Genomic DNA, 24,999 nt, shown 5'->3' on the forward strand with positions numbered 1-24,999 from the left:
GCCGCCCGCGGTGAGCCGGACGGGCGACCCGTGCCACAACCGTGATCGGCCGCGGGCCCGCCCGAGGCCTCCCGGTGTAGGAAAGACGGGTGTGAGCCGTTCAGAGCAGGCGCCGTCCTATCGTGGGGCGAGCGCGCACTACCTCTCGCCGTCACGGCGGGACCCGGTGAAGGTGCTGTCCGAGGAACCGGTCACCCGGCGGGTGATCGCGGGGGCGCTGGGCGCCCTGGACCTCCCCGCCACCCGCCCGGTGCGGGTGCTCGACATCGGTTCCGGCACTGCCGACGGGTTCGCGCTGCTGACCCGTGCCGGCGTCGACACCCCACCGGTGCTGGCCGAGGAGCAGGTCGACTACGTCGGGCTCGACGTCGACCCGGAGATGGTCGCGACCGCCTCGGCGACGGAGTCGTCGCCGTCGGCGTCGTTCGTGCTCGGCGACGTCCGCGACGCCCTCCCGGACGGTGCGTTCGACCTCTACCTGTCCTGCGGGGTGCCGTACTCGCACCTGACCCCCGACGAGCTCGTCGACGCGTTGGGCTCGGTGTTCGCCGCGATCGCCGCGCGCGGCACCCGGGCGGCGGTGGTCGTCGACGTGCTGGGCCGGTACTCGGTGGAGTGGTGGCCGCGCCGGCACCTCGAGCGCTGGGACTACGCGATGAGCTTCTTCGCCGGGGACGGTCCTGCGATCTCCGAGCCGATGACCTTCTACGGACGGCCCGAGCTCGACGCCGTGGTGGACGCGGCCGTCGCCGGCAGCGGGGTGACGGTCGCGGACCGGACGGCCGTGGACCGCTCGGTGCTGGTCGGCAGGCACACCGCGACCGGCACCTTCCACCCGTCGGTGCCGCGGTTCCGCACGCTGGTCAACGACCTGCTCCGGGACCCCGCCACGGTGCGCCCGGCCGACCTGGGGTTCGTGCCCGGCAACTCGGACGCCCCGCAGGACGTCCTCGACTGGCTGGCCGGTTTCGCCGCGCGCTGGAACGCCGCGTTGGAGCCGTATCTCGGCGCCGACCGGCTCGCCGATTCCGACGCGGCGACGCTCGCGCACGCCCTGCTGGACCTGGAGCGTGCCGGCGGGCCGGGACTCGGCGTCGGGCACTCGTTGACGGCGACGCTGGTGGTCGAACCCCGGTAGGCGTCGCCGGACGCACGTCGGGCCGTGGTGCGGATGTCCCGAGGGTGCTCCTGGGGACCGCGGGTCGTCAGAGCTGCACTCCGCGGGAGAGCGCCCCGTCGGCGACGAGGTTGGTCCCGCTGATCCGGCTCGCCCGCGGGCTCACCAGCGAGATCACCGCGTAGGCGGTTTCCTCGGGCGTCCCCATCCGGCCGGTCGGGTTCAGCCCCATCGCGTGCGCGAACAGGTCCGGGTCGCCCTGCTCGACGCCGGACCAGACCCCGCCGGGGAAGTAGACGTTGCCGGGGGAGACGGCGTTGGCCCGGATCCCCTTCGGGGCGAGGTCGAAGGCTAGCCCGGACACGTAGTGCACCAGCGCGGCCTTCATCACGCCGTAGGACCCGTCCGCGAAGTCGATCTCCCGGCCGGACACCGACGACACCGCGGTGATCGACGCCGCGTCGCTGCGTTCCAGGTGCGGAAGCGCCGCCTCGACCAGCCGCACGGTGTGCATGAGGTCGATCCGGAAGCTGGAGCGCCAGTTCTCCTCGCCTGGCCCGATCGCCAGCGCGCTGACGTTCGCGACGACGGCGTCCACCGCGCCGTAGCGGTCGGCGCTCGCCGTGACCCAGCCCGCGACCGCGTCGCCGTCGGCGACGTCCACCGCGCTGCCGGTCACCTCGGCCCCGCCGGTTCGCAGTTCCGCCTCCGCGGTCTGCACCCCCTCGGCGCCGCGGGCGCAGAACGCGACCTTCGCGCCCTCCGCGGCGAGCCCTGCGACGATCGCCCGGCCGATCCCGCGCGACCCTCCGGTCACCAGCACCACGCGGCCGTCCAGCAGCATGTCCACGGGGGAGTCCTTTCTAGAGGGTGCGGGCCTGCTCGCGCAGGTGCCGGTGCACGCCGTTGTATGCGGCGGCTCCGGGCAGCAGTGCCTTCGCGATCTTCGTGACGGCGCTGTAGTTGGTGTCGACGACGTTGGCCAGCGGCGACTCGGCGGCCTGGGTGAGCAGCTGGTAGGCGTCGATCCGGTCCAGGCCGTACAGCTCGCCGAGCCAGGCGATCATGCCGATCTGGGAGGCCCGCCAGGCGTCCTCCAGCGGCCGGGACGACCCGACGACGGTGTAGTGCGTGTCCGACTCGATCCGCGGCCAGGCCGGGGCCGGCGCGTTCTTGATCAGTTCCACGAGGAGCACGACGTTCATCGCGCCCTCGACGGCCGTCCCGCAGCTCTCGCCCTCGCCCTGCCGGTAGTGCCCGTCGCCGACCGAGAACAGCGCGCCCTCCACATTGACCTGCAGGTAGCAGGTGGCGCCGGCGCGCATCTCCGGGGTGTCCATGTTGCCGCCGAACACGTCGGGCACCAGGGAGCTGCGGACCTCACGCCCGGGCGGGGCGACCCCGACCGTGCCCAGCATCGGGTTGCACGGCAGCTCGAGGCGCAGGTCGGCGCTGGTCGCCTCGAACAGCACCGTTCCCGCGGCCCGGTCGAGCTGGTAGATCCAGGTCCGCTCGGGCAGCGGCTCGTGCAGCAGCGCGGTCCGCTCGGTCACCGACAGCGCCCCGAACAGCGGGATCGTGGTCGACGCGCCCCAGTCCCGGGCCGGGGTCAGCTCGGCGATGTGGATCGCCAGGGTGTCCCCGGGCTCGGCGCCCTCGACGAAGAACGGTCCGGTCTGCGGGTTCACCTCGCTCATGTCCAGGACGGCGGTCGCCCGGTCCGATGTGGAGGTGATCCGGCCGGAGAACGCGTCCTCGGTCCAGAGCCGCAGGCAGGTGCCTGGGACGATCCGGTGGGTCGGGGCGACGCCGCCGAAGGTCCAGGCGAAGGCGTCCCGTTCCGGGCGGTACTCGACGACCTGCATCACGTGATCGTCGCGGTGCGGCCGGTGCGCCGCAAGGCCTACGCCGGGTCGCTCCCGCTGCCCCCGCCGGTTCCACCGGTGCGCCGGTCCCGGCTGGCCTCCGCGGCGGCGGTGGACGCGTCCTTGCCGCCGGCGGCGCGGGAGGCGAGTTCCTTGTAGGTGAGCGGCTTGCGCTCGAAGCGGCCCTCGTGCGCGGCGATCGCGTCCCGGTGCTCCCGGTGCTCGGGGTGGCGGGACTCGAACTCCTGACGGGCCTCCACCTGGCGTCGCCAGTGCGTGATCGTGTCCCGGTCGCCCGAGTTCAGCCCCTCCCAGGACTGCGGCGCCGACGACATCGACGCCGGTGGCGCGGCCCGACCGTGCACCGCGGGGCTCGGTGGGCGGCGGGTGGTCTCCGCGCCGCAGCCCGGGCAGTCCGGGGCGGGCGAGGACCAGGACGGGACCATGAACTCGAAGCGGGTCCCGCAGGCGCAGGCGTAGTCGTAGACCGGCACGGCGACGACCTTTCGGGGTCGGGGCCCGGCCGCGGGCGAGCCGCGGCCGGGCCGGAGATCAGCAGACGAGGCCCGCGGCCGATCAGGTGTAGTAGTTCCCGGGGCCGGTGCGCAGCTCCTTGATCTGGTTCGCGTCGTGCCCGAAGATCACCTGGCCGCCGGTGCGCTCCTGGATGCCGCGGATCTTCTCCACGGACTCGAACCAGGCGACGGTGTCGTAGACGATGCCGGCCGCGATCGGCGGCGGCCCGTAGGACTCCTTGAGGTACAGCGAGTCCGAGGCGAAGATCATCGTGCCGGCGTCGGCCAGGTCGACCTGCAGGCTCAACGTGCCCCAGGTGTGCCCCGGGGTCTGCAGGATCGTGACGCCGGGCATCAGCTCGGTGTCCTGGCCGATCGTGTCCAGCTGCAGCGTGTCGTAGTCCGACTTGATGTGCGCGCCCTTGTTGTGGCCGTCGAAGGAGAACGCGCCCTCCTTCTCCTTCTCGTCGACGATGATCTGCGTGTCGGTCCTCTCCCAGAACTTCGCGTTCGCCGCGTGGTCCATGTGCAGGTGCGAGAGCACCAGGTAGTCGATGTCGTTGGGCTCGGTCTTTAGCTGCTTGAGCCGGGAGTCCAGCCAGTCCTCCTCGGCCGCGGCATCGACCGGGAAGAACTTGCCGAGCCCGGAGGGCTCCCAGCGCGTCTCCCAGTCCCGCGGAACCCCGGAGTCCCAGACCAGCTTCTGGCCGTTCGGGTGCTCCAGGAACACCACGTGCGTCGGGACCTCGACCCAGTCCCGCTCCTTGCGCGGCTGCTGGTAGGTGGCCATCCGGGACGGGTCGATCAGCAGCCACACGAGGTCGGCGTGCATCATGCCGGTCGGGAGGATCGTGACCTTGATCTTGTCGGTGTCGGACATCGCTCTCCTCGTCGAGTGCGGATTGCCGGGTACGGGCCTGCGACTTGGGTGACCCCGGTCTCACCGGACACGTGCACCCTGCCGCACCGATCACCCGGGCGACAAGCGGAGATCGTCGTGGCAGGCTGCCCGGATGGCGAGGTACTACGACGTGCACCCGCAGAACCCGCAGCCGCGCAGCATCGGTCAGGTCGTGGACCTCGTCCGAGAGGGCGGCCTGATCGCCTACCCGACCGACTCCTGCTTCGCGCTGGGATGCTCGCTCGGCAACCGGGACGGCCTCGACCGGATCCGCCGGATCCGCAAGCTGGACGACAAGCACCACTTCACGCTGGTCTGTGCGGATTTCGCCCAGCTCGGCCAGTTCGTGCAGATCTCCAACTCGGTGTTCCGGGCGGTGAAGGCGTCCACACCGGGCAGCTACACGTTCATCCTGCCCGCCACCAAGGAGGTGCCGCGCCGGCTGCTGCACCCGAAGAAGAAGACCGTCGGCGTGCGGATCCCCGACCACGCGACCACCCAGGCCCTGCTGGAACGTCTGGGCGAGCCGTTGCTGTCCTCGACGTTGCTGCTGCCCGACCACGCCGAGCCGATGACCCAGGGATGGGACATCAAGGAGGAGCTCGACAACCAGGTCGACGCGGTTATCGACTCCGGGGACTGCGGGACCGAGCCGACGACCGTGGTGGACCTGTCCGGGGACGTGCCGGAGATCGTCCGCAGCGGGGCCGGTGATCCGTCGCGGTTCGAGTGAGCTGCCGGTCGCGCCGGGTCCTGCTCGTCGGTGCGCGGTGTCCGACGCGGTCGCGCGCGGTGCGCGGCCGGTGACCGTCCGGACGGACGGCGGGGGAGCGGCGCGGCCGCGGTGCTGGGGGCGCAGGGTCGCCGGGGCCCGCCGCCCGGCCGCCCGCCGTCCACCGCCCACCGCATCATCGCGGGCGCGCGCGTGACCGACGAGTAGGGTTCGGCCCGACCGTGCCCGGTTCCGGGAGGGATCGGGTGGACGGCATCCGGGCCCCGGATGCCGTACGAGCTGTTCGGAGGACGATCGCGTGACGCGAGACGACTCGCCGCAGCGCCCGCCGGGGGGGCCGGAACCGGACCCGCCGGCCGGGCCGGGCGAGGCCGCCGCCGGCGACGCCGTGCTGGCGGCGATCGCACACCGGCTCCGCGCCCGTTCCGAGCGTCAGCAGCTGCTCACCGAGCGCCTGCGCAGTGGTGAGCTGCGCCCCGGCGCGCTGGCCGATCTCGCCGAGCTGGCCGCGGCGGCGCGGCGCGGGGCCCGCGACGGCGACCACATCCGCGTCCTCGCCGGCGAGCCGCCGCGCGGTCCCCGGCTCGCGGCGCCGCCGACCCCGCTGGGCCAGCTGCTCTCCACCGTGGTCGCGGCCAGCGAGACGGCCTCCCGCACGGTCGTCCCGCCGACCCCGAGCGTGTCGCTGGACGTCGCGGTCGAGTCGGTCCTCACCCAGATCCTCGCCGAGCTCCTCGCGCACGCCGGGTCGGTCGCCCCGCCCGGGGAACGGATCGAGCTGCACACCCGCTGGGGCCCGGACGGCGGCATCGTCCTGGAGATCCAGTGCGCGCAGCCGCCCCGCCAGCACACCCCGCTCGACGAGCTGGACCGCGCGCTCAGCACCGGCCGCCCGGCCGGGCCGGTCGCGCCGCAGGAGATCGGCCTGCACGTCGCGGCCCGGCTGGCCCGCGCGATCGGCGCCCGGCTGGGCGTGCGCGGACCGGCCGGCAGCAGCGGGCTCACGCCGATCGCGGTCCTGAACCTGCCCGCGACGGTGATCGGCGGTGGGGCGCGCACCGAGCCGCCGGCGGCACCGTCCACCGCGGCACCTCCCGCGGCGGCAGCGTCCGCAGTGGCACCGTCCACAGCGGACGACGGGGACGGGACGGCCGGACTGGCCCGCCCGGGCGACCGGCAGGAGGGCACCGACACGCCCTGGCCGCCGCCGTCCGAGACCCGCCGCGAGCCCGCCCCGGCCACGGAGCAGGTGCCGACCTGGCCGCCGGCTGCCGGCGGGTCCCGGTCGGGCGTCGCGCCCGCAGCGGATCCCGGGTCCGCGCCCGGCGATCGTGGTGGGCTCAACCTGCCGCCGCGCAACGGGCAGCGCCCGCCGTGGGCCGCCGACCCCGGCGTCGCCCCGGCTCCGAACGGGATCGCACCGAACGGCGCTCCTGCCTACGGTGCCGCCCCGAGCAGCGCCGCATCGAGCAGCGCCGCATCGAACAGTGCCGCATCGAGCAGCGCCGCATCGAACAGTGCCGACCCGAACGGCGCCCTTCCGCACGGTGCCGGCCCGAACGGGACAGCCCCGGGCGGGACCGGTCCGCCCGGTGCACCGGGACCCCAGGGCGGGCTGCCGCAGCGCGCCCGGCCGGGCGCCGGAGCCGGTGCGAACGGTGCCGGGCCACCCCTCGGCCCTGACTCCGGACCCGATGACCTGCCGGTGACCGAGGCCCTCCCGGCCGCCGGGAGCACCCCGCCCGCGACGCTCTTCGGTCCCTTCGATTCGGAGGTCCCGGTGCCGATCGACGACCTGGACAACACGCCGATCTTCGCCTCCGTCGCCTCGGCGTGGTTCCGGGAGCCGAGCGGCAGCGAGACCACGGCGCTGCCGGTGACCGGGAACGGCACCACTCCCCAGCCGGACAACTGGCGGACCCCCGGTGACGCGGAGTTCGACGCCGCCCGGATCCGCGCCGAGCGCGTCGTCGACCTCCCGACGACCGCGCAGGGCCTGCCGCAGCGGCGCCCCGGACAGGCGATGGTGCCGCCGTCGTGGCGGGACACCCTGAACGGCGCCGACCCGTCGGGCTCCCGGGAGCGCCAGCCGGACCGCGTCCGTACCCGGCTGGCCAGCTACCAACGGGGCCTGCGTGAGGGCCGGCACCGGGCGGCCGAGGACCACACGCCGGCCGCCGGCGGCGAGCACGTGAACGGCAGCGTCAACGGTCACGGAGGTCACGGCGAGGGCCCCGGGTCGTACGGCCGCAACGCGGTCTGAGCACGGGGGAGTCCCCGGCCCAGCCGTCCGGGTCGTCCCACGCCTGCAGCGTGCGACGGCTGGTGAACCGCCGCCGCTCGCCGGTGACCGGGTCGTCGAACTCCAGCGAACGGGCGAGCAGCTGCAGCGGCCGGGCGAAGTCCCCGTCGGCGCGCGGGACGAGGTCGGGGTAGACGTCGTCGCCCAGGATCGGGACGCCGAGCCCGTTCAGGTGCACCCGCAGCTGGTGGGTCCGCCCGGTGCGCGGTCGCAGGACGTAGCGGGCGAGGTCACCGCGTCGCGTGGCGTGCGCGATCCGGGTCTCGGCGTTCGGCTCACCGGGCTCGGTGACCGCCTGGAACAGCCCGGGCCGCTTCACGATTCGCGAACGGACGGTCGTCGGGAGTGTCAGGTCCGGGTCGTGCGGCGCGATCGCCTCGTAGACCTTCGTGACCCGGCCGGAGGCGAACATCGTCTGGTAGGCACCGCGCAGCTCGGGCCGCGCGACCAGCAGCAACACCCCGGCGGTCGTCCGGTCCAGCCGGTGCGCCGGGCTCAGCTCCGGCAGCCCGAGCTCGTGCCGCAGCCGCACCAGCACCGTCTGCCGGACGTGGCTGCCGCGCGGGGTCGTGGCCAGGAAGTGCGGCTTGTCGACGACCACGACGTCGTCGTCGCGGTGCAGGATCCCGACCGGGAACGGCACCTCCGCCTCGTCCGGCGGGTCCCGGTACAGGTACAGCGTCGTGGACGGCGTGAACGGCGACTCCGGGCCGAGCGGCCCGGCCGCGGTGACGATCTCCCCGGCGGCCAGCAGCGCGTCGATCCGGTCCGGTTCGACGTGCGGCAGCCGCGCGACCAGGTGTGCGCGCATCGTCGGCCAGTCCCCGGACGCCGGAGTGCGCACCCGGGCGGCGTCCAGCCCGTCGCGCGGGGGGAGCGGCGACTCCGCGGGGGCGGCCCGGCGGCGCCGTCGCGGCCTCGGCGTTCGGGAGCTCACAGCCCGGGACGGTACGCAGCCGCCTACCCTGGTCGTCCGTGACCTCCTACGGTGCGTACCTGCTGATCGTCGTGGGCCTGGTGGTGATGCCGGGCCCGGACACGTTCGTCCTGCTGCGCTCCGCGCTGACCGGTGGCCGCCGCACCGGGCTGCTCACCGCCACCGGGGTGTTCGCCGGCAACGTGCTGCAGGGCTCGGCCGCGGCGTTCGGCCTCGGCCTGCTGATCGCGCAGTCGCACACCGCGTTCACCGTGCTGCGGTGGGCGGGCGTGGCGTACCTGTGCCTGCTCGGGGTGCAGGCGTTACGGGCCGCGCACCGGGGCGACTACCCGGCCGTCGACGCCGGCGGGGCGCGTATCCGCGCGCACCGGGCGCTGCTGGTGGGCTTCCTGTCCAACGTCACCAACCCGAAGGTGCTGATCATGTACCTGTCGGTGCTGCCGCAGTTCCTGGTCCCGGGCGCGACGACCCTCACCGACGCGCTGCTGCTGGCCCTGACCGTCGCCGTGCTCGGCGGGATCTGGCAGACCGGGCTGGTCGTCGCGGTGCACCGGGCCCGGTCCTGGTTCGCTCGGCGCCGGGTCCGGCGCGCCGGGGACGCCGTGGCCGGCGTCGCGCTGCTCGGGTTCGGCGGGGCGCTCGCGGCGGGCTGAGCGGCACGGCGGACCCGGGGCTGTTCGCATAGTGAGTCATCGTTCATGATGTGAGTCGAGCAGTCAGCGCCGACACCCCAGGGGGCCCCGTGTCCGATACCGTGATCGTGGTCAACACGGTGATCGCCGTGCTCGCCACCGTGCTGCTGATCGTGCGGTTCCGGCTGAACCCGGTGATCTCGCTGGTGGTCGGTGCGGTGTACCTGGGCCTGACCGCCGGGCTCGGCGTCGAGGGCACGATCACCGCGGTCACCGGCGGGTTCGGCGACATCCTCGCCGAGGTCGGCCTGCTGATCGCGTTCGGCGTGCTGTCCGGGGCGATGCTGCACCGGGCGGGGGCGATCGAGCGCCTGGTGTCGGCGCTGCTGCGCGGCTGCGGGCCGCGCGGGATGCCCTACGCCACCGCCGTCACGGTCGGCACCGTGCTCCAGTCGATCTTCGTCGACGTGCTGCTGGTGATCGCCTCGCCGCTGGCCCGCCGGGTCGCGCCGCGGATCGGGGCCAAGGGGCTGCCACGGATGGCGACGGCGCTGGCGATCGGTGCCGAGTGCGGCATCGTGTTCATGGTCCCCGGGATCGGCGCGGTCGCGCTGGCCGGCGTCCTGGGCGTCCCGCTCGGGCAGATGCTGGTCGCCGGGCTGGTGCTGGTGGTCCCGACCGTGCTCATCGCGACGGCGATCATGACGGTGCTGCTGCAGCGCGGCTGGTGGGACGAGAGCGTCGACGAGCAGGCGGTCGTCGGGAACGCGCAGGCCCCGCCCGGCGGGTCCGGCGCGGATACCCCGGATGTCACGGACGCCCCGGGGGCCGGCGGCGGGTCGGCGTCCGGCGGGACCGGCCCGCACACCGCCGCGGACGGTGCGCGGGAGGTCGTGCCGGCGGCGGTCTCGGCACCGGACGCCGGCCGGCGGGAGCGCGAGCTGTCGCTGCTGGTGCTGTTCGGGCCGCTGCTGATCGGCCTGCTGTTGATCGCGGCCGGCGCCGTGCTGGACGCCGCGGGCGTCGAGCAACCGGTGCTGGCGTTCCTGTCCGAGCCGGTGGTCGCGCTGCTGATCGGGCTGCTCGGCACCACCGCCGTCGTCGGGATCGCGCACGGCCGGGAGACGATCGACGCCGCGGTGACCGACGGCTTCCGGGAGAGCGGGCAGATCCTGATCCTGACCGGCGTCGGCGGTTCGCTGGCCACCACGATCTCGGACGCCGGGCTGGGCGAGATCCTCGGCCGTTACTTCTCCGCCAACACCGCGGCGCCGCTGCTGATGGTGTGGCTGATCGCCGCGGTGCTGCACGTCGCGATCGGCTCGGTGACCATCTCGGCGATCACCGCCGCCGGGGTGCTGGCCCCGGTCGCGCCGGTGATCGGGCTGTCCCCGGTGCTGATCGCGCTGGCCGCCGGTGCGGGGGCTCTGTTCGCGGTGCACGTCACCAGCAACACGTTCTGGCTGCTGCAGTCGCTGCTCGGCCAGTCCGTCCGCGGGACGCTCAAGACCTGCTCGGTGGGGGTGTCGATCGCCTCGGTGGTGGCGATCCTGCTGATCCTGCCGATGTCGCTCGTGATCTAGGAACGGAAGGATCGAGATGACCGACCTGCCGCTTGCCGGCGTCCGGGTGCTGGAGCTGGGCAACTACATCGCCGCGCCCACCACGGGCCGCCTGCTGGCCGACTTCGGCGCCGACGTGATCAAGGTGGAGCGCCCGCGCACCGGCGACGAGCTCCGCAACTGGCGGCTCTACGCCGGGGACACCTCGATGCTGTATCGGACGCTGAACCGCAACAAGCGCTCGGTCGTGCTCGACCTGCGCACCGACGCCGGGAAGCGGGCCGTGCTCGGCCTGGCCGCGCGATGCGACGTCGTCCTGGAGAACTTCCGCCCGGGCACGCTGGAGAAGTGGGGGCTGGGCCCCGCCGAGCTCGACGCCGTCAACCCGGACGTCGTGCTGGTCCGGATCTCCGCGTTCGGCCAGACCGGTCCGCTGTCCCAGCGGCCCGGCTTCGCCGCGGTCGCCGAGGCGATGGGCGGGTTGCGCGCGCTGGTTGGGGAGGAGGACCGGCCGCCGTCGCGGACCGGGGTGTCGATCGGCGACTCGATCGCCGGGCTGTACGGCGCGTTCTCCGCGATGATGGGCCTCTACCAGCGCGAGTCCCGGGACGACCGGCCGCCGCTCGACCGCCGCTCGATGGACATCGCGCTGAACGAGGCGGTGCTGTCGATGATGGAGTCGCTGGTGCCCGACCACCTCGCCTACGGCGTCGAGCGGCGCCGGGTCGGCGGCCGGATGGAGGGCATCGCGCCGTCCAACGCCTACCCGTGCGCCGACGGCGGCAGCGTGGTGATCGCCGGCAACGGAGACTCGATCTACGGCCGGCTGATGCGGGTCGTCGGCCGTCCGGACCTGGGCGAGGACCCGGACCTGGCGTCCAACGCGGGCCGGTGGCAGCGCCGCGACGAGCTCGACGAGGCGATCGGGGCCTGGACCTCGTCGCAGCCCCGGGACGCGGCGCTCGCCCTGCTGGAGGAGGCCGGCGTCCCGGCCGGGCCGATCTACGCCGCTCCGGACATCGTCGCCGACGAGCAGTTCGCCGCCCGCGGGATGGTCCAGTACTTCGACGTCGACACCGGCGGGGAGGCCCCGCAGCGGGTCGGGTTCCCGGGCGTCGTCCCGGTGCTGGACGGGGCGTCGGTGCCGGTCCGGCACGTCGGCCCGGACCTGGGCGCCGACACCGCCGACGTGCTCGGCGGGCTGCTCGGGTACTCCGAGCAGGACATCGCCGCCGCGGCGGGGGAGGAGCGGTCGTGACCGAGGTGCTGCTGCGCGACGTGTCGCTGCGGGACGGCCTGCAGCTGACCGGCAAGCCCCTGCCCACCGGCCGCAAGCTCGCGTTGGTGCGGTCGCTGCTGGCGGCCGGGGTGCCGGAGCTGGAGATCGGCTCGCTGGCCCGCGGGGACCTGGTGCCGCCGCTGGCCGACACCCTCGACGTGGTCGCCGCGCTCACGCCCGAGGAGCTGGAACGCTGCTGGGTGTGGGTGGCCACGCCGCGGCACGTGCAGAAGGCGGTCGCCGCCGGGGCGCGCAACGTCCAGTACTGCTTCTCGGTGTCCGACGCGCACAACAACGCCAACATCGGGCGGGACACCGAGGCCTCCCTGGCCGCGATGCCCGAGGCCGTCGAGCACGCGCTCGGTGCGGGCGGGCGGATCCAGCTGTGCCTGGCCACCTCGTTCACCTGCCCGTTCGACGGCCCGGTCGACCCGGACCGGGTTCTCGAGATCGTCGGTGACCCGCGTACCGCGGGGTCCTGCGACGTCGTCGTGTGCGACACGCTCGGGCAGGCCGTTCCGTCCGAGGTGGGGTCGCTGGTCGGCCGGGTCGCGGCCGCGGGGGACCGCCGGGTCGCCTTCCACGGACATGACACCTGGGGTCAGGGCGTGGCGAACGGGCTCGCCGCGGTGGCCGCCGGGGCGACCCTGCTCGACGGCGCGCTGGGTGGTCTGGGTGGGTGCCCGTTCGCGCCCGGGGCCAGCGGGAACACCGCCAGCGAGGACCTGTTGTTCGCGCTGCGCCCGTCCTGGCTGACGCCGGCGGTGCTCGCGGGCCTGGTCACGGAGGGGGAGGACCTGCTCGCGGAGCTGGGGGAGCCGAACCGCTCGGCCGCCGCCCGCGGCGTCCGCTCGACCGCGACCGCCTTCCCTTGGACCGCCGGCCCCCGCAGCTGAACGCCCGCCCTTTCCCGCACGTCGGCTCCACAACGTGAGCAGGGACGGCCCTCGAAGCGCGGGATGGCTCCACAACGCGGGTGGGGGTGGCGCTGGGGGAGGGGTCAGGCGGGCGGGCGGCCGCCGAGCGTGCGGGTCAGCCGGTCGGCGGCGTTGACCAGCAGGTCGACGTGTTGCTCACACAGATCCCGGGTGAGCCGCATCGTCGGTCCGCTGATCGTGAGCGCGGCCGTCACCGCGCCGGAGTGGTCGAAGATCGGCGTGGCCAGTCCCGAGCCGCCGTCGTCGCGCTCGGCAGCGGTGATCGCGAAGCCGTCCCGGTGCGTCTCGGCGAGCAGGGTCCGCAGCCGGTCCGGGTCGGTGACCGTGTGGTCGGTGAGAGTCTCCAGAGGCCCGGTCAGGACCTCCTCGGCCAGCATCGGGTCCCAGGCGAGCAGTACCCGTCCGGCCGACCCGGTGTGCAGCGGGATGATCTTTCCGACGTGCATCTCCCGGCGCAGCACGTGCCGGGTCTCGGCGACCGCCACGCACACCCGGAACCCGTGTTCGGCCCGGAACAGCGCCGCCGTCTCGCCGGTCGTGTCGCGCAGCTCGCGCAGCACCGGTCCGGCCAGCTCCAGCAGGTCCACCCCGCGCGCGGCGGCTCCCGCCCAGTAGGCCATCCGGACGCCGATCCGGACCCGGTCGCCGACCCGGTCCAGCAGACCCTCGGCGACCATGTTGGACACCAGCCGCTGCACCGTCGACGTCGGGATGCCGGTGGCCTGCTGGATCTCACCCAGGCTGCGCACCGGGCGCTGCAGGGTGAAGGCGTCCAGGATGTCGGTGATCTTGCCGAGTACCAGGAGCGGCTTGGTGCGGGCGCCGGTGTCCGGCTCGCCGTCCGCCCGGACGTCGGGCCCGGTGTCGTGGCCGGTGGTCATCCGGCGGCCCGGGGCAGATGCAGCTCGGCGGCCTCGCGGTAGCGCTCCCACGCCTGCGGTGCGGGGTCGGCCTCGTAGCGGGCCGGGCTCGCCGCGGACGTCCAGGACGGCGGCCGGGCTCCGCCGCGCAGCGCCCACGCGGCCTGCCGGGCGGCACCGTCGGCCACGTACTCGCCGGGCTCGGGCACGCTGACCGGCACCTCGAACACCTGGGCCGCGATCCGGCACACCGCCTCGGAACGGGCCGCGCCGCCGACCAGCGTCACCCCGGAGACGGCGACGCCCTGCGCGCGCAGCGCCTCCAGGCCGACCCGCTGGGCGTGCAGCATCCCCTCCACGGCCGCCCGGGCCAGGTTCTCCCGGGTGCCGGAGGCCAGCGTCCAGCCGTGTAGCGCGCCGGTCGCGTCCGGCAGGTTCGGGGTCCGCTCGCCCTCCAGGTAGGGAACCAGGACCAGCCCGCCCGCGCCCGGTTCGGCCGCCAGCGCCAGCCGGCCCAGCTCCTCGTGGTCGACGCCGAGCAACCGGCCGGTGGCGTCGAGGACCCGGGACGCGTTCAACGTGCAGGCCAGCGGCAGGTAGGCGCCGGTCGCGTCGGCGAACCCGGCGACGATCCCGCTCGGGTCCTGTGCCCGGTGCGACGATCGGGCGAACACCGTGCCCGAGGTCCCCAGCGAGACGACGACGTCGTCGCCGGCGTCCACACCCAGCCCGGCGGCGGCGTTGTCCCCGGCGCCGGCGGCGAGCCGGATCCCGCCGGGCCCCTCGACCGACCCGGCCGGGTCGAGCACCTCGGGCAGCACCGGCAGCCGTCCGCAGAACCCGCGCATGAGCAGGTCGGGGCGGTAGCCGGTGCCGTCGAAGTAGCCGGTGCCGGACGCGTCGGAGCGGTCGGTGACCAGGTCGGCGAGCTCGCCGGTGTCACGCAGCCGCCAGGTCAGCCAGTCGTGCGGCAGGCACACCGCGGCGGTCCGGTCGGCGTTGTCCGGCTCGTGCTCGGCCAGCCAGCGCAGCTTGGTGAGCGTGATCGAGGCGACCGGGACGACGCCGGTCGCCTCGGCCCAGCCGTCCGCGCCGAGCTCGCTGACCAGGTCCGCGGCGGCCGGTGCGGAGCGGGTGTCGTTCCACAGCAGGGCGTCCCGGACGACCGCGCCGCCGGAGTCCAGGCAGACCATGCCGTGCTGCTGCCCGCCCACGGCGAGCGCCTCGACCCCGTCGAGGCCGCCGGCGTCGTCCAGGGCCCGCTGCAGGGCGTCCCACCAGTGCGCCGGATCGATCTCGGTGCCGTCCGGGTGGGTCGCACGTCCGGAGCGGACCAGGTCGCCGGTGTCGGCGTCCCGGACGACGACCTTGCAGGACTGGGTGGACGAGTCCACCCCGAGCACCAGTGCCATGGCCCCAGCCTGCCATCCGGTGTGCGTGTACGGCGGCAGCGCGGCCGCGGAGCTGCCAGGGTGGTCCCATGAGCGACGAGCAATGGTTCTACTGCCTCAAGCACGGCACCGTGGAGGGCGCCGAGGGCTGCCGCGCCGTGGACCGGCTCGGGCCGTACCCGGACCGGGACACCGCGGCCCGGGCCCTCGAGATCGCCCGCGAACGTACCGAGACCGAGGACCGCAAGGACCGGCGCTGGAACTCCGGTGAGGAGGCCGACGGCTAGACGGGGCACCAGGTCCCCGGGCTAGATTCGCGGCGTGAACGATCACAGGGTTGTCATCGTCACCGGCGGTAGCCGGGGCATCGGGCGCGAGGCGTGCCGGGCGTTCGCGGCGCGCGGGGACGCGGTCGTCGTCGCCAGCCGCAAGGCCGACGCCTGCACCGCGCTCGCGGCGGAACTGACCGCGGAGTTCGGCACGCCGGCCCTCGGGGTGGGCACCCACGTCGGCCGCTGGGCGGACTGCGACGCGCTGGCCGACCGGGTGCTCGACGGGTTCGGCCGGATCGACGTGCTGGTCAACAACGCCGGCATGTCCCCGCTCTACGACTCGCTCACCGGGGTCACCGAGGAGCTGTTCGACAAGGTCGTCGCCGTGAACCTGCGCGGCGCGTTCCGGCTGGGCACCCGCTGCGGCGAGCACATGGCCGCCCGCGGGGGCGGCGCGATCGTCAACGTCTCCTCGATCGCCGCGGTCCGGCCGGACCCGGGCGAGCTGCCGTACGCGATGGCGAAGGCCGGGCTGAACACGCTGACCGTCGGGCTGGCCCGGGCGTACGCGCCGTCGGTGCGGGTCAACACCGTGATGCCCGGCCCGATCCGCACCGACATCGCCGAGCACTGGACCGAGGAGATGCGGGCCCGGCTGGCCGACGAGATCCCGGCCGGCCGGGTCGGCGAGGCCCCCGAGGTGGTCGGCGCGATCATGTACCTGACCGGGCCGGACGCCGGCTACACCACCGGGGCCACGATCAAGGTGGACGGGGGCACCGCGTGGTCGACCTGAGCAGTGAGGCGATCGACCGCACGGCGCTCGGGCGCTGGCTGGCCGCGCAGGGCCTCGGCGCCTGGTCCGGTGAGCTGGATCCGGTCGGCGGCGGCACCCAGAACGTCGTCCTGCGCACCGTCGTCGGCGGGCGCCGGCTGGTGCTGCGGCACCCGCCGGTGCACCCGCGCCCGGAGTCGGCCCGCACCATCGCCCGCGAGATCACCGTGCTCGGCGCGCTGGGCGGGTCGGACGTCCCGCACCCCGAGCTGGTCGCCGCCTGCACCGATGCCGAGGTGCTGGGCCAGCCCTTCTACCTGATGACCGACGTGGACGGCGTGAATCCGGGCGAGGAGGTCAGCGCCGAGCAGGCCGCCGACGCGGGCCTGCGGCACGGCGGGGCGCTGGACCTCGCCCGTGCCGCGGCCCGGCTGGGCCGGCTGGACCCGGAGGCGATCGGGCTGGGCGGGCTGCGCAAGCCCGGACCGTTCCTGGAACGCCAGGTGCCGCGCTGGCGGGAGCAGCTGGCGTCCTACACCGAGGTGCCCGGTTACGACCCCGGGGACCTGCCGGACGCCACCGCGGCGGGGGACTGGCTGGAGCGGCACCGCCCACCGGAGCCGGAGCCGGGCGTCATGCACGGGGACCTGCACCTGAACAACGTGCTGCTGCGCCGCACCGAGCCGCGGGTCGCGGCGGTGGTCGACTGGGAGATGTGCACGGTCGGTGACCCGCTGCTGGACCTGGGCTGGCTGCTGGTGACCTGGCCGGTGGACCCGGTCGGGTTCGCCGCCGGGACCGCGCTGGCCGAGCACGGCGGCCTCCCGACCCGCTCCGAGCTGCTCGCGGCCTACGCCGAGGCCGGCGGCCGGGACACCGGCCGGGCCACCTGGTACGCGGCGCTGGCCGCCTACAAGCTCGGGATCGTGCTGGAGGGCACCTGGGCGCGGGTGGCCGTCGGGAAGGCCCCCCGGGAAATCGGGGAGCGGCTGCACGCGCACGCCGTCGCGCTGCTCGAGCTGGCCGTCGCGATCTCCCGGGACGAGTGGGCGGTCAGCGCGGGCTGAGCCGGACCGGGATCCCGCCGACCGGCACCGGCAGCGAGGTGTTGTCCCAGCGCAGCCGGTAGGCCGGGTCGACGGTCCACTCGAAGCGCTGCAGCATCTCGTGCAGGATCGCGGTCACCTCCAGGGTGCCGAAGTGCAGCCCGATGCACTTGTGCACGCCGCCACCGAACGGCACCCAGGCGTCCTTGTCCGAGCGGTTCTCGCGCCGCTCCGGGCCGAACCGCTCGGGGTCGAAGCGCTCCGGGTCGCTCCAGCAGGAGTCGTCGTAGTGGTTCACCGCCTGCGCGACGATGACCCGGGTGCCGGCCGGAATATGCCGGCCGGCCACCGAGGTGTCCTTGATCGCGGTGCGCATGACGACCGGCACCGGGGCGTCCATCCGCAGCGCCTCGGAGATCACCAGGTCGATCGAGGTGAGCGAGCGGAGATCGGCGACGGTCGGCGGGGTGTCGCCGAGCCGGGCGGCCAGCGCGTCGGACTCGGCCCGGCAGCGCTGCTGCCACTGCGGGTCCCGCGCCAGGTGGTACGCCGCGGCTGCGGCCGTCGTCGTCGACGTGTCGTGCGCGGCCATCATCAGGAAGATCATGTGGTTGACGACGTCGTCGTCGGAGAACCGCTCGCCGTCGTCGGTCTCGGCGTGACACAGCGCGGAGAACAGGTCGGTGCCCTCGCCGGCCCGTTTCGCGGCCAGGTTGGACCGGAACCAGCGCTCCAGCAGCGCGCGCCCGCGCAGCCCGCGCCGCCAGCGGGTGCCGGGCAGGTCCTTGCGGACGAACGCGTTCGCCGCGCGCACACAGTCCACGAACGCCCGGTTGACGGCGTCGGCGTCCGGGCCGGAGCGGGCGTCCATGAACACCGCCTGGGCGACGTCCAGGGTGAGGCTCTTCAGCGCCGGGTAGAGCCGCATCTCCGACGGCCAGGTCGGCATGACCTCGCGCAGCACCGGCGTCGTCGCGGCGACGTAGCTCTCGATCCGGTCCGCGGTGAAGGCCTGCTGCATGATCCGCCGGTGCGCCCGGTGCTCGTCGAAGTCGAGCAGCATCAGGCCCCGGTGGAAGAACGCGTCGACGGTGGCCCGCCAGCCCTCCTGGGAGAACGCCTTGTCCCGGCTGGTGAGCACCTCCCGGGTGGCGGCCGGCCCGCTGACGATGACCGCGCGCCCGAGCGGCGAGCGCATCCACCACACCGGCCCGAGCGCGGCCGAGCGGGCCCGGGTGAACCGGTGTCCGAACCGGACGTAGCTCAGCGCGTGCCCGAGCAGCGGCAGGCCGTCGTCGCCGGGGATCTCCTGGCCCTCGGGGGCCGGGCCGAACGGTGCCGGGCGCCGGCCGCGGACGCCGCCGGCGAGCAGCGCGCTGTCCACCCGCTCGGGGGCGGGCAGGGTCAGGACCGACGACCAGCGTTCGCGGGCGTGCTGGACCAGGCTCACGGGTTGCCTCCTCGCATCGACCACCGTGCACCACCGAAGCTAGACAGTTCGCAAATAACTGTCCAGTAGCTTGACGTGGCAGCACCGGATGTCCACGATTGCCGATCGTGCAGCGGCGATCGATGGCCCGGCGGGCGCGGGACGACCTGCGCACCGAGGTCCTCGACATCGCCGAGCGCCTCGTCGTCGCGGGGGGCCGCCTGTCCATGCCGGAGCTGGCCCGCCGGACCGGGGTGAGCCGGCAGACCCTCTACAGCGAGTTCGGGGACCGGGACGGGCTGGCCGCCGCGCTGGTCCTGCGGGTGACCGACCGGTTCCTGGACGGGATGGAGGCAGCGCTGGCCGGCGAGCGCGACCCGGCGGCGGCGTTCGCCGCGGCCGCCGGTGCGGCGCTCACCGAAGCCGCGACGAACCGGCTGGTCGAGGCCATGCTCGCCGGGGACGCGGCGGTGCCGTCGGTGTTCGGGAGCGGGGCGGAACCGATCGTCGCGGCGGCCGCCGAGCGGGGGGCGGGATACCTGCGCCGGAGCCGTCCGGACCTGGACGACGCCGACATCGACCTGGCCGCCGGGACGGCCGCCCGGCTCACCGTGAGCCACCTGGTGCTCCCGCGCGGGCCTGTGGAGAACGCCGCCCGGGAGATCGGGACCGTGGTGGCGCGGATCCTGCGGGTCTGACCGGCCGGGACGTCGGGGCTCACCGGTCGGCGGGCGCACCGGAGTGGTGCCGGTGGAAGCCGGCGCGGGAGTTCGCGACGTGCTCGCGGGCGAGGCGGGCGGCGTCACCGGGGGCGCCGGCGGCGATGGCGGCGGTGATGGCCCGGTGCTCGGTCCAGGATCGTGCGCCCTGCGCGGAGACGTTCATCGCGTAGATCCACTCGATCCGGTGCGAGATCTGGTGCAGCAGCGCGGTCAGGGACGTGGAGCCGCTGCCTTCGGCCATGGTGAGGTGGAAGCGGGTGTTGAGCTCCGGCAGCCGGGTCAGCTCGCCGCCGGCCATCTCGTCCTCGCCCTCGGCGACGATCAGGTACAGCCGCTGCACGACGGTGTCGTCGCCGGCGGCGACGTGCCGGGCGCAGTGCCCGGCGGTCAGCCCCTCGATCGTCGTCCGCACCGCGAACAGGTCGTCGGCCTCGCGACCCGGCACCACCGCGACGCTGGCGCCCTGGTTCGGCCGCACCTCGACGAAGCCCTGCACGGCCAGGGTGCGCAGTGCCTCGCGGACCGGGACGCGGGAGACCCGGTAGCGCTCGCAGAGGCTGGACTCGGTCAGCCGCTCGCCCTGGGCGAACGTGCCCGTGACGATGTCGCCGCGCAGGGCGGCCAGCACCCGGTCGGACTTGCCGTCGGTCGCGCCGTACCGGGGTCCGCCCCCGCGCTCCCCGTGCTCCACCGCGACACCCCGCTTCCGTGGGAGCGGATTCTGGCCGCATCGGGGACCGATGGGTACCGAATCCGGCGTCGTGACCGCGGTATACCCGTTCTTGACGAGGTCATCGCCGTGCACGCGGGGTGGCCCGCTCATCCGGTGAGCGACTCCACGAGAGAGCCCCTCCCCGGCGCCCTCGGCGATGATCGACTTGCCGGGCCGGTCAGCCCGCGGTGTCGACGATCAGCACGTGCAGGGTGCGCGGCCCGTGCACGCCCTCGACGCGGTCCAGCTCGATGTCGCTGGTCGCGCTCGGGCCGCTGATCCAGGTGCCCGGCCGGGCCGGGTCGATCGCGGCGACCGCCTCGGGTACCCCGGGCACGATCTGGTCGGCCCGGATCACACAGACGTGCAGGTCGGGGACGAGGGTGGCCACCCGGCGGCCCTGCCCCTCACCGTGGTCGAGGATGATCGTGCCGGTCTCGGCGATGCCGACCGCCGCGGTCGACAGGACGCCGCCGCAACGGTCCAGTTCGGATACCGGCACGTCCGGGCCGTCCCTGACGACCTCGACGGCGTCCGGGACCAGCACCTCCGGAAAGCCCGGGGGGACGAGGACCCGCAGCGGGCGGCCCGCCGGGGCGTGTGCCCCGAGCGCACCGGCGACGCTGTCCGCGGCCGTGAGCCCGGTCGCCCGCTCGACGACTGCGCGGTAGTCCGCGACCCGTTCTGCGAACAGGTCCACCACCTCGTCCCGGGTGGCCTCCCGGGACGGGACCGGCCGGGCGACCGGGACGTCGAGCACCGGCTCGACGTCCGGCACGTCGGCCAGCGCCCGCCGGGCCTTCTGCAGGATCGCCTCGCGCGCGCTCACCGGGAACCCTCCTCGCCGTCGGTGCCCTCGGGGACCCGCCCGCCGTCGGTCCGTTCCCACCACTGCCGGAACGACTCGGTGGCCGGGACGGGGACGTCGCGGGAGTCCGACCAGGCCGCGGCCGGGCCGGGGACCGCGCCGAGCACGGACCGCCCGCCGGGGGCGTCGTGCGAGATCCGCGCGGCGAGCCGGCCGCCCAGCGCCGCGGCCTTCTCTGCCGCGCCGGTGCGGGCGGACGAGGAGAACGCCCACGAGACGGCCTTCATCGCCATGTCCTGCACCGACGGGATCCGGGACGCCGCCTTGTGCGCCTCGACGACCTCGCCGCGCAGGTGCACCAGCACCTCCGGGATGTCGATCCGGACCGGGCAGACCTCGAAGCACGCCCCGCAGAGGCTGGAGGCGTACGGCAGCGAGTCGGTCTGCGGGTCGGTGCCGACGCCCCGCAGCTGCGGGGTGAGGATCGCGCCGATCGGGCCGGGGTAGACCGAGCCGTAGGCGTGCCCGCCGGTGCGCTCGTAGACCGGGCAGACGTTGAGGCAGGCCGAGCAGCGGATGCAGCGCAGCGCCTGGCGTCCGGTCGGGTCGGCCAGCACGTCGGTGCGGCCGTTGTCGAGGAGGACGACGTGCACCTCCTGCGGGCCGTCGCCGGGGGTGACCCCGGTCCAGGTGGAGGTGTAGGGGTTCATCCGCTCCCCGGTGGAGGAGCGGGGGAGCAGCTGCAGCATCACGTCGAGGTCGGCGAAGGTCGGCAGCACCTTCTCGATGCCGACGACCGAGACCAGCACCTCGGGCAGGGTCAGGCACATCCGGCCGTTGCCCTCGGACTCGACGACGGTCAGCGTGCCGGTCTCGGCGACGGCGAAGTTCGCCCCGGAGACCGCGACCTTGGCCCGCAGGAACTTCTCCCGCAGGTGCGCCCGCGCCGCCGCGGCGAGCGCGGCCGGGTCGTCGGTCAGCCCGTCGGGGGCGGGTTTCCCGACCCTGCCCATCTCGCGCAGGAAGATCTCGCGGATCTCGGCGCGGTTGCGGTGGATCGCCGGGACCAGGATGTGGCTGGGCAGGTCGTCGCCGAGCTGGACGATCAGCTCGGCGAGGTCGGTCTCCCAGGCGTGGATCCCGGCCCGCTCCAGCGCGTCGTTGAGCTCGATCTCCTGGGTCGCCATCGACTTGACCTTGACGACCTCCTCGGTCTCGTGCTTGCGGGCGATCTCGACGACGATCGCGTTCGCCTCGGCGGCGTCGCGGGCCCAGTGCACCCTCGCCCCGGCCGCGGTCAGCGAGCGCTCCAGCTGCTCGAGGTAGTCCGGCAGGTGCCGCAACACCCGGTTCTTGATCCCCTCACCGGCCAGGCGGAGCTGCTCCCACTCGTCGACCTCGCCGACCACGCCCGCCCGCTTGCCGCGGATCGTGGTGGTGGCGTGGGAGAGGTTGCGGCGCAGCTGGGTGTCCGACAGCGCGGCGCGGGCGGCGTCCGGGAACGCCGGGGTGCCGAGGAAGGTGGCGCTCATCGGGTGATCTCCCCAGCGCGGAGCTCCGCGGAGCGCGTATCGACACCGCTCCCGACGCTCCGCCGGTCCGCGGCACGGGTGCTCCCGGAGACCACCGGCTCGGTCTGGGCCAGCACCTCGGCCAGGTGCATCACCCGCACCCCGGAACGCTGCCGGGACAGCATCCCGCCGACGTGCATCAGGCACGAGTTGTCCCCGGCGACGAGCACCTCGGCGCCGGTGGAGCGGACATGGCGGGCCTTGTCCGAGCCCATCGCGATCGAGGTCTCGGCGTTCTTCACCGCGAACGTGCCACCGAACCCGCAGCACTCCGCCGCGCCGGGCAGCTCGGTCAGCGTCAGCCCGCGCACCGCGGCCAGCAGCCGGGTCGGCCGGTCCCCGACGCCGAGCATCCGCAGCGAGTGACACGTCGGGTGGTAGGTGACCCGGTGCGGGAAGTAGGCGCCCACGTCGGTCACGCCCAGCACGTCGACCAGGTACTCGGACAGCTCGTACACCGGCGGGCCGTCGGCGACGCCGCGGACCAGGCCCGGGTCGCCGGAGCGTTCCGCGACCAGACCGTGCTGGTGACGCACCGAGCCCGCGCAGGAGCCGGACGGGGCGATGATCGCGTCGCACCCGGCGAACGCGTCGAGGTGGTTGCGCACCAGCGGCACGGCCTCGTCGAAGTAGCCGGTGTTGACCATCGGCTGGCCGCAGCAGGTCTGCGCGGCCGGGAACTCGACGTCGACCCCGAGGCGGCGGAGCAGGGTGACGACCGCCTTGCCGGTGTCCGGGAACAGGGCGTCGTTGATGCAGGTGACCATCAGGCCGACCCGGGTCATGAGGCCTCCGAGGTGGTGCCGTGGTGGGCGGAGGGTGTGTGGTCCGACCAAGATAGCTGTATGGTCCGACCAAGCACAACACGGGGCACGAACACGGGGAGCGACGTGACCGACACCCGCCGGGCCCGCCCGGCCACCTACGAGATGGTGCTGGAGCACGTCGAGCGGCGCCTGACGGCGGGCGACCTGCGTCCGGGTGACCGGCTGCCCCCGGAGCGCGAGCTCGCCGCGCAGCTGGGCGCGAGCCGGCAGGCGGTGCGCGAGGCGTTGCGGGTACTGCAGGCCCAGGGCGTGATCCGCTCGCAGGTCGGGACCGGCGACGGGTCCGGCACCGTGGTCGTCCCGGCCCCGGCGCGGGCGCTGGGCCGGGTGCTGGCGCTGCACCTGGCGGTCGACTCGTTCCCGGTCGACGACGTCACCGAGGCCCGGGTGATGCTGGAGCGCTTCTCGGCCGGGCTGGCCGCGCAGCGGTGTACCCCGGCCGAACTGTTGCGGATGGCCGCCCAGCTGGACGCGATGGACGCCGATCTCGGGCCCGCCGAGTTCAGCGACGCCGACATCGCCTTCCATGTCTCCATCGCAGGGGCCGCCGGGAACCGGCTGGTGGGCGAGCTGACGGTGGCGATCCGGGAGTCCGTGCGCGGGGTGCTGCTCGGGGCGATGTACGAGCAGGGGGACTGGCACGCCCTGCGGGACCGGCTGCGCGCCGAGCACCGGAAGATCCACGCCGCGATCGCCGCGGGCGACGGGGCAGCGGCCGGGGAGCGGATCGAGGCGCACATCCGGGCGTTCCACGGCCGGGCCGGATCCTGACCGCCGGCCGGGGCGGTCAGGTCGCGCGGGTGGAGGCCCGGACCATCAGCTCCGGGGTGAAGCTGATGTTGCGGTGCCGGTGCGCGGGATCGCCCTGCGCCTCCTCGAGCAGCAGCTCGGCCGCGGTCCGGCCCAGCTGCTGGCGTGGCTGCGCGACCGAGGTCAGCGGCACGGCCGCGGCCTCGGCGAACTCGATGTCGTCGTAGCCGACGATCGCGAGGTCGCCGGGGACGTCCAGCCCCAGCCGCACCATCCGCTGCAGCAGGCCCAGCGCGAGCAGGTCGTTGGCGCAGAACGCGGCCGTCGGGCGCCGGGCGGCCGGCAACCCGGCCAGCCGCTCGCCGGCCCGCCGGCCCTCGACGACGTTGAGGCCGGCGGTCTCCAGCAACAGCGGCTCGGTGGCGCCGGCCGCCGCCGCGGCGTCGCGGGCTCCGGCGAACCGGTCCGCGACCTGCCCGATCGATGTCGGCCCGCCGACCAGGGCGATCCGGTCGTGGCCGAGCTCGAGCAGGTGCTCCGCGGCGAGCCCGCCCCCGGCCCGGTCGTCGGCGTTGACCGAGCAGAACCCCTCGCCGGCGTCCCGGTCGACGACCACCACCGGGATCCCGCGCCGGCGGAGCCGCTCCAGCCGCTCCTGGGCGCGGCCGACCGGGGTGATCAGGACGCCCTCGACCCGCTGCTGCTCCAGCAGGTCCAGGTAGGACGCCTGACGGTCCGGGCTGTCCCCGGAGTTGCAGAGGAACACGGCCCGTCCCGCGGCCTCGGCGGTCTCCTCGACGCCGCGGGCGACGTCGGTGAAGAACGGGTTGCCGGCGTCGAGCAGGACGTAGGCCAGCGTCCGGCTGCGCCCGGAGCGGAGCTGGCGGGCGGACTCATTGCGGACGAAACCGAGCGCCTCGATCGCGGCCTCGACCCGCCGTCGGGTGTGGTCGCTGACCTGCTCGGGCCGGTTCAGCGCGTTGGAGACGGTGCCGAGTGAGACGCCGGCGCGGGCCGCCACGTCCTTCATGCTGGGTGCCTCGCCGGCCACGTAC

General features: G+C 74.6%; 25 protein-coding genes. 12 read left to right on the forward strand and 13 right to left on the reverse strand.

The window, feature by feature from the left end; genetic code table 11:
* Positions 1-91: 91 nt before the first annotated feature.
* Positions 92-1,138: a class I SAM-dependent methyltransferase gene (locus ACLFMI_RS00290; RefSeq protein ID WP_410945635.1), complete on the forward strand. Its 1,047-nt coding sequence runs from the start codon at positions 92-94 to the stop codon at positions 1,136-1,138.
* Positions 1,139-1,205: 67 nt separating this feature from the next.
* Here the strand turns inward: ACLFMI_RS00290 and ACLFMI_RS00295 are convergent, their stop codons facing one another.
* From ACLFMI_RS00295 to ACLFMI_RS00310, 4 genes are all read right to left on the reverse strand, one after another.
* Entirely contained in the window at positions 1,206-1,961 is a 756-nt protein-coding gene (locus tag ACLFMI_RS00295; protein ID WP_410945932.1) for an SDR family NAD(P)-dependent oxidoreductase, read from the reverse strand.
* 19 nt (positions 1,962-1,980) lie between these two features.
* Positions 1,981-2,982, reverse strand: a complete 1,002-nt coding sequence (locus ACLFMI_RS00300) for an acetamidase/formamidase family protein (protein WP_410945636.1) — start codon at positions 2,980-2,982, stop codon at positions 1,981-1,983.
* A 38-nt stretch (positions 2,983-3,020) separates the two neighbouring features.
* Entirely contained in the window at positions 3,021-3,476 is a 456-nt protein-coding gene (locus ACLFMI_RS00305; protein ID WP_410945637.1) for an FmdB family zinc ribbon protein, read from the reverse strand.
* 82 nt (positions 3,477-3,558) lie between these two features.
* Positions 3,559-4,377, reverse strand: coding sequence for an N-acyl homoserine lactonase family protein (locus tag ACLFMI_RS00310; protein WP_410945638.1), 819 nt, complete (start codon positions 4,375-4,377; stop codon positions 3,559-3,561).
* A gap of 133 nt (positions 4,378-4,510) precedes the next feature.
* On the opposite strand from ACLFMI_RS00310, the gene ACLFMI_RS00315 reads away from it, so the two are divergent.
* Positions 4,511-5,131: an L-threonylcarbamoyladenylate synthase gene (locus ACLFMI_RS00315; RefSeq protein WP_410945639.1), complete on the forward strand. Its 621-nt coding sequence runs from the start codon at positions 4,511-4,513 to the stop codon at positions 5,129-5,131.
* Between the two features lie 298 nt (positions 5,132-5,429).
* On the forward strand, positions 5,430-7,394 hold the full coding sequence (locus ACLFMI_RS00320; RefSeq protein WP_410945640.1) for a hypothetical protein: 1,965 nt from the start codon (positions 5,430-5,432) through the stop codon (positions 7,392-7,394).
* Here the strand turns inward: ACLFMI_RS00320 and ACLFMI_RS00325 are convergent.
* Entirely contained in the window at positions 7,336-8,370 is a 1,035-nt protein-coding gene (locus tag ACLFMI_RS00325; RefSeq protein WP_410945641.1) for a pseudouridine synthase, read from the reverse strand. The two genes, ACLFMI_RS00320 and ACLFMI_RS00325, sit on opposite strands and share 59 nt — an antisense overlap.
* Before the next feature lie 38 nt (positions 8,371-8,408).
* Between ACLFMI_RS00325 and ACLFMI_RS00330 the strand changes: the two genes are divergently transcribed.
* The 4 genes from ACLFMI_RS00330 to ACLFMI_RS00345 all read left to right on the forward strand — a co-directional run bounded on the left by ACLFMI_RS00330 (position 8,409) and on the right by ACLFMI_RS00345 (position 12,739).
* The gene (locus ACLFMI_RS00330) at positions 8,409-9,023 is read left to right on the forward strand and encodes a LysE family translocator (RefSeq protein ID WP_410945642.1); all 615 of its coding nucleotides are present in this window, start codon (positions 8,409-8,411) and stop codon (positions 9,021-9,023) included.
* An 89-nt stretch (positions 9,024-9,112) separates the two neighbouring features.
* Complete coding sequence (locus ACLFMI_RS00335) at positions 9,113-10,585, forward strand: GntP family permease (protein ID WP_410945643.1); 1,473 nt, start codon at positions 9,113-9,115, stop codon at positions 10,583-10,585.
* 16 nt (positions 10,586-10,601) lie between these two features.
* On the forward strand, positions 10,602-11,822 hold the full coding sequence (locus ACLFMI_RS00340; RefSeq protein WP_410945644.1) for a CaiB/BaiF CoA transferase family protein: 1,221 nt from the start codon (positions 10,602-10,604) through the stop codon (positions 11,820-11,822).
* Complete coding sequence (locus ACLFMI_RS00345) at positions 11,819-12,739, forward strand: beta/alpha barrel domain-containing protein (RefSeq protein WP_410945645.1); 921 nt, start codon at positions 11,819-11,821, stop codon at positions 12,737-12,739. Before ACLFMI_RS00340 ends, ACLFMI_RS00345 begins: the two co-directional genes overlap by 4 nt.
* A gap of 104 nt (positions 12,740-12,843) precedes the next feature.
* Here ACLFMI_RS00345 and ACLFMI_RS00350 read toward each other — a convergent pair whose 3' ends face one another.
* A complete protein-coding gene (locus tag ACLFMI_RS00350; RefSeq protein WP_410945646.1) occupies positions 12,844-13,662 on the reverse strand; it encodes an IclR family transcriptional regulator in 819 nt (272 codons plus the stop codon).
* Complete coding sequence (locus ACLFMI_RS00355) at positions 13,659-15,053, reverse strand: xylulokinase (RefSeq protein ID WP_410945647.1); 1,395 nt, start codon at positions 15,051-15,053, stop codon at positions 13,659-13,661. Before ACLFMI_RS00355 ends, ACLFMI_RS00350 begins: the two co-directional genes overlap by 4 nt.
* A gap of 68 nt (positions 15,054-15,121) precedes the next feature.
* Here ACLFMI_RS00355 and ACLFMI_RS00360 point away from each other — a divergent pair, with 68 nt between their 5' ends.
* Genes ACLFMI_RS00360 through ACLFMI_RS00370 form a run of 3 tightly spaced genes read left to right on the forward strand, consistent with a single transcriptional unit; the run spans position 15,122 to position 17,146 of the window.
* The gene (locus ACLFMI_RS00360; protein WP_410945648.1) at positions 15,122-15,319 is read left to right on the forward strand and encodes a hypothetical protein; all 198 of its coding nucleotides are present in this window, start codon (positions 15,122-15,124) and stop codon (positions 15,317-15,319) included.
* Positions 15,320-15,353: 34 nt separating this feature from the next.
* Positions 15,354-16,100, forward strand: coding sequence for an SDR family NAD(P)-dependent oxidoreductase (locus ACLFMI_RS00365; protein ID WP_410945649.1), 747 nt, complete (start codon positions 15,354-15,356; stop codon positions 16,098-16,100).
* Positions 16,088-17,146: a phosphotransferase family protein gene (locus tag ACLFMI_RS00370; protein WP_410945650.1), complete on the forward strand. Its 1,059-nt coding sequence runs from the start codon at positions 16,088-16,090 to the stop codon at positions 17,144-17,146. The genes ACLFMI_RS00365 and ACLFMI_RS00370 overlap by 13 nt, the downstream gene beginning before the upstream one ends.
* Here the strand turns inward: ACLFMI_RS00370 and ACLFMI_RS00375 are convergent.
* Positions 17,133-18,575 carry a cytochrome P450 gene (locus ACLFMI_RS00375; RefSeq protein WP_410945651.1) on the reverse strand — a complete coding sequence of 481 codons (1,443 nt, stop codon included), beginning with the start codon at positions 18,573-18,575 and terminating at the stop codon, positions 17,133-17,135. The genes ACLFMI_RS00370 and ACLFMI_RS00375 overlap by 14 nt on opposite strands.
* Before the next feature lie 107 nt (positions 18,576-18,682).
* Here ACLFMI_RS00375 and ACLFMI_RS00380 point away from each other — a divergent pair, with 107 nt between their 5' ends.
* Positions 18,683-19,252, forward strand: a complete 570-nt coding sequence (locus ACLFMI_RS00380; RefSeq protein ID WP_410945652.1) for a TetR family transcriptional regulator — start codon at positions 18,683-18,685, stop codon at positions 19,250-19,252.
* Between the two features lie 19 nt (positions 19,253-19,271).
* Here ACLFMI_RS00380 and ACLFMI_RS00385 read toward each other — a convergent pair whose 3' ends face one another.
* The 4 genes from ACLFMI_RS00385 to ACLFMI_RS00400 form a co-directional block, all read right to left on the reverse strand.
* Positions 19,272-19,967, reverse strand: coding sequence for a GntR family transcriptional regulator (locus ACLFMI_RS00385; RefSeq protein WP_410945653.1), 696 nt, complete (start codon positions 19,965-19,967; stop codon positions 19,272-19,274).
* A 199-nt stretch (positions 19,968-20,166) separates the two neighbouring features.
* Positions 20,167-20,817: a LutC/YkgG family protein gene (locus ACLFMI_RS00390; protein ID WP_410945654.1), complete on the reverse strand. Its 651-nt coding sequence runs from the start codon at positions 20,815-20,817 to the stop codon at positions 20,167-20,169.
* The gene (locus tag ACLFMI_RS00395; RefSeq protein ID WP_410945655.1) at positions 20,814-22,328 is read right to left on the reverse strand and encodes a lactate utilization protein B; all 1,515 of its coding nucleotides are present in this window, start codon (positions 22,326-22,328) and stop codon (positions 20,814-20,816) included. The genes ACLFMI_RS00390 and ACLFMI_RS00395 overlap by 4 nt, the downstream gene beginning before the upstream one ends.
* Entirely contained in the window at positions 22,325-23,152 is an 828-nt protein-coding gene (locus ACLFMI_RS00400) for a (Fe-S)-binding protein (protein ID WP_410945656.1), read from the reverse strand. The genes ACLFMI_RS00395 and ACLFMI_RS00400 overlap by 4 nt, the downstream gene beginning before the upstream one ends.
* 105 nt (positions 23,153-23,257) lie before the next feature.
* Between ACLFMI_RS00400 and ACLFMI_RS00405 the strand changes: the two genes are divergently transcribed.
* A complete protein-coding gene (locus ACLFMI_RS00405; protein ID WP_410945657.1) occupies positions 23,258-23,965 on the forward strand; it encodes a FadR/GntR family transcriptional regulator in 708 nt (235 codons plus the stop codon).
* Between the two features lie 16 nt (positions 23,966-23,981).
* On the opposite strand, the gene ACLFMI_RS00410 is transcribed toward ACLFMI_RS00405, so the two are convergent.
* Complete coding sequence (locus ACLFMI_RS00410; protein ID WP_410945658.1) at positions 23,982-24,974, reverse strand: LacI family DNA-binding transcriptional regulator; 993 nt, start codon at positions 24,972-24,974, stop codon at positions 23,982-23,984.
* Between the last annotated feature and the right edge of the window lie 25 nt (positions 24,975-24,999).

The organism is Pseudonocardia nantongensis (genome assembly GCF_046546495.1).
GTDB classification, from domain to species: domain Bacteria; phylum Actinomycetota; class Actinomycetes; order Mycobacteriales; family Pseudonocardiaceae; genus Pseudonocardia; species Pseudonocardia nantongensis.

Excerpts from the sequence above, each read along its gene's own strand:
- ACLFMI_RS00395 (WP_410945655.1), bottom strand. The coding sequence starts at position 22,328 with ATGAGCGCCACCTTCCTCGGCACCCCGGCGTTCCCGGACGCCGCCCGC.
- ACLFMI_RS00355 (WP_410945647.1), bottom strand. The coding sequence starts at position 15,053 with ATGGCACTGGTGCTCGGGGTGGACTCGTCCACCCAGTCCTGCAAGGTC.
- ACLFMI_RS00350 (WP_410945646.1), bottom strand. The coding sequence starts at position 13,662 with ATGACCACCGGCCACGACACCGGGCCCGACGTCCGGGCGGACGGCGAG.
- ACLFMI_RS00360 (WP_410945648.1), top strand. The coding sequence starts at position 15,122 with ATGAGCGACGAGCAATGGTTCTACTGCCTCAAGCACGGCACCGTGGAG.
- ACLFMI_RS00315 (WP_410945639.1), top strand. The coding sequence starts at position 4,511 with ATGGCGAGGTACTACGACGTGCACCCGCAGAACCCGCAGCCGCGCAGC.
- ACLFMI_RS00310 (WP_410945638.1), bottom strand. The coding sequence starts at position 4,377 with ATGTCCGACACCGACAAGATCAAGGTCACGATCCTCCCGACCGGCATG.
- ACLFMI_RS00400 (WP_410945656.1), bottom strand. The coding sequence starts at position 23,152 with ATGACCCGGGTCGGCCTGATGGTCACCTGCATCAACGACGCCCTGTTC.
- ACLFMI_RS00410 (WP_410945658.1), bottom strand. The coding sequence starts at position 24,974 with ATGAAGGACGTGGCGGCCCGCGCCGGCGTCTCACTCGGCACCGTCTCC.
- ACLFMI_RS00295 (WP_410945932.1), bottom strand. The coding sequence starts at position 1,961 with ATGCTGCTGGACGGCCGCGTGGTGCTGGTGACCGGAGGGTCGCGCGGG.
- ACLFMI_RS00300 (WP_410945636.1), bottom strand. The coding sequence starts at position 2,982 with ATGCAGGTCGTCGAGTACCGCCCGGAACGGGACGCCTTCGCCTGGACC.
- ACLFMI_RS00340 (WP_410945644.1), top strand. The coding sequence starts at position 10,602 with ATGACCGACCTGCCGCTTGCCGGCGTCCGGGTGCTGGAGCTGGGCAAC.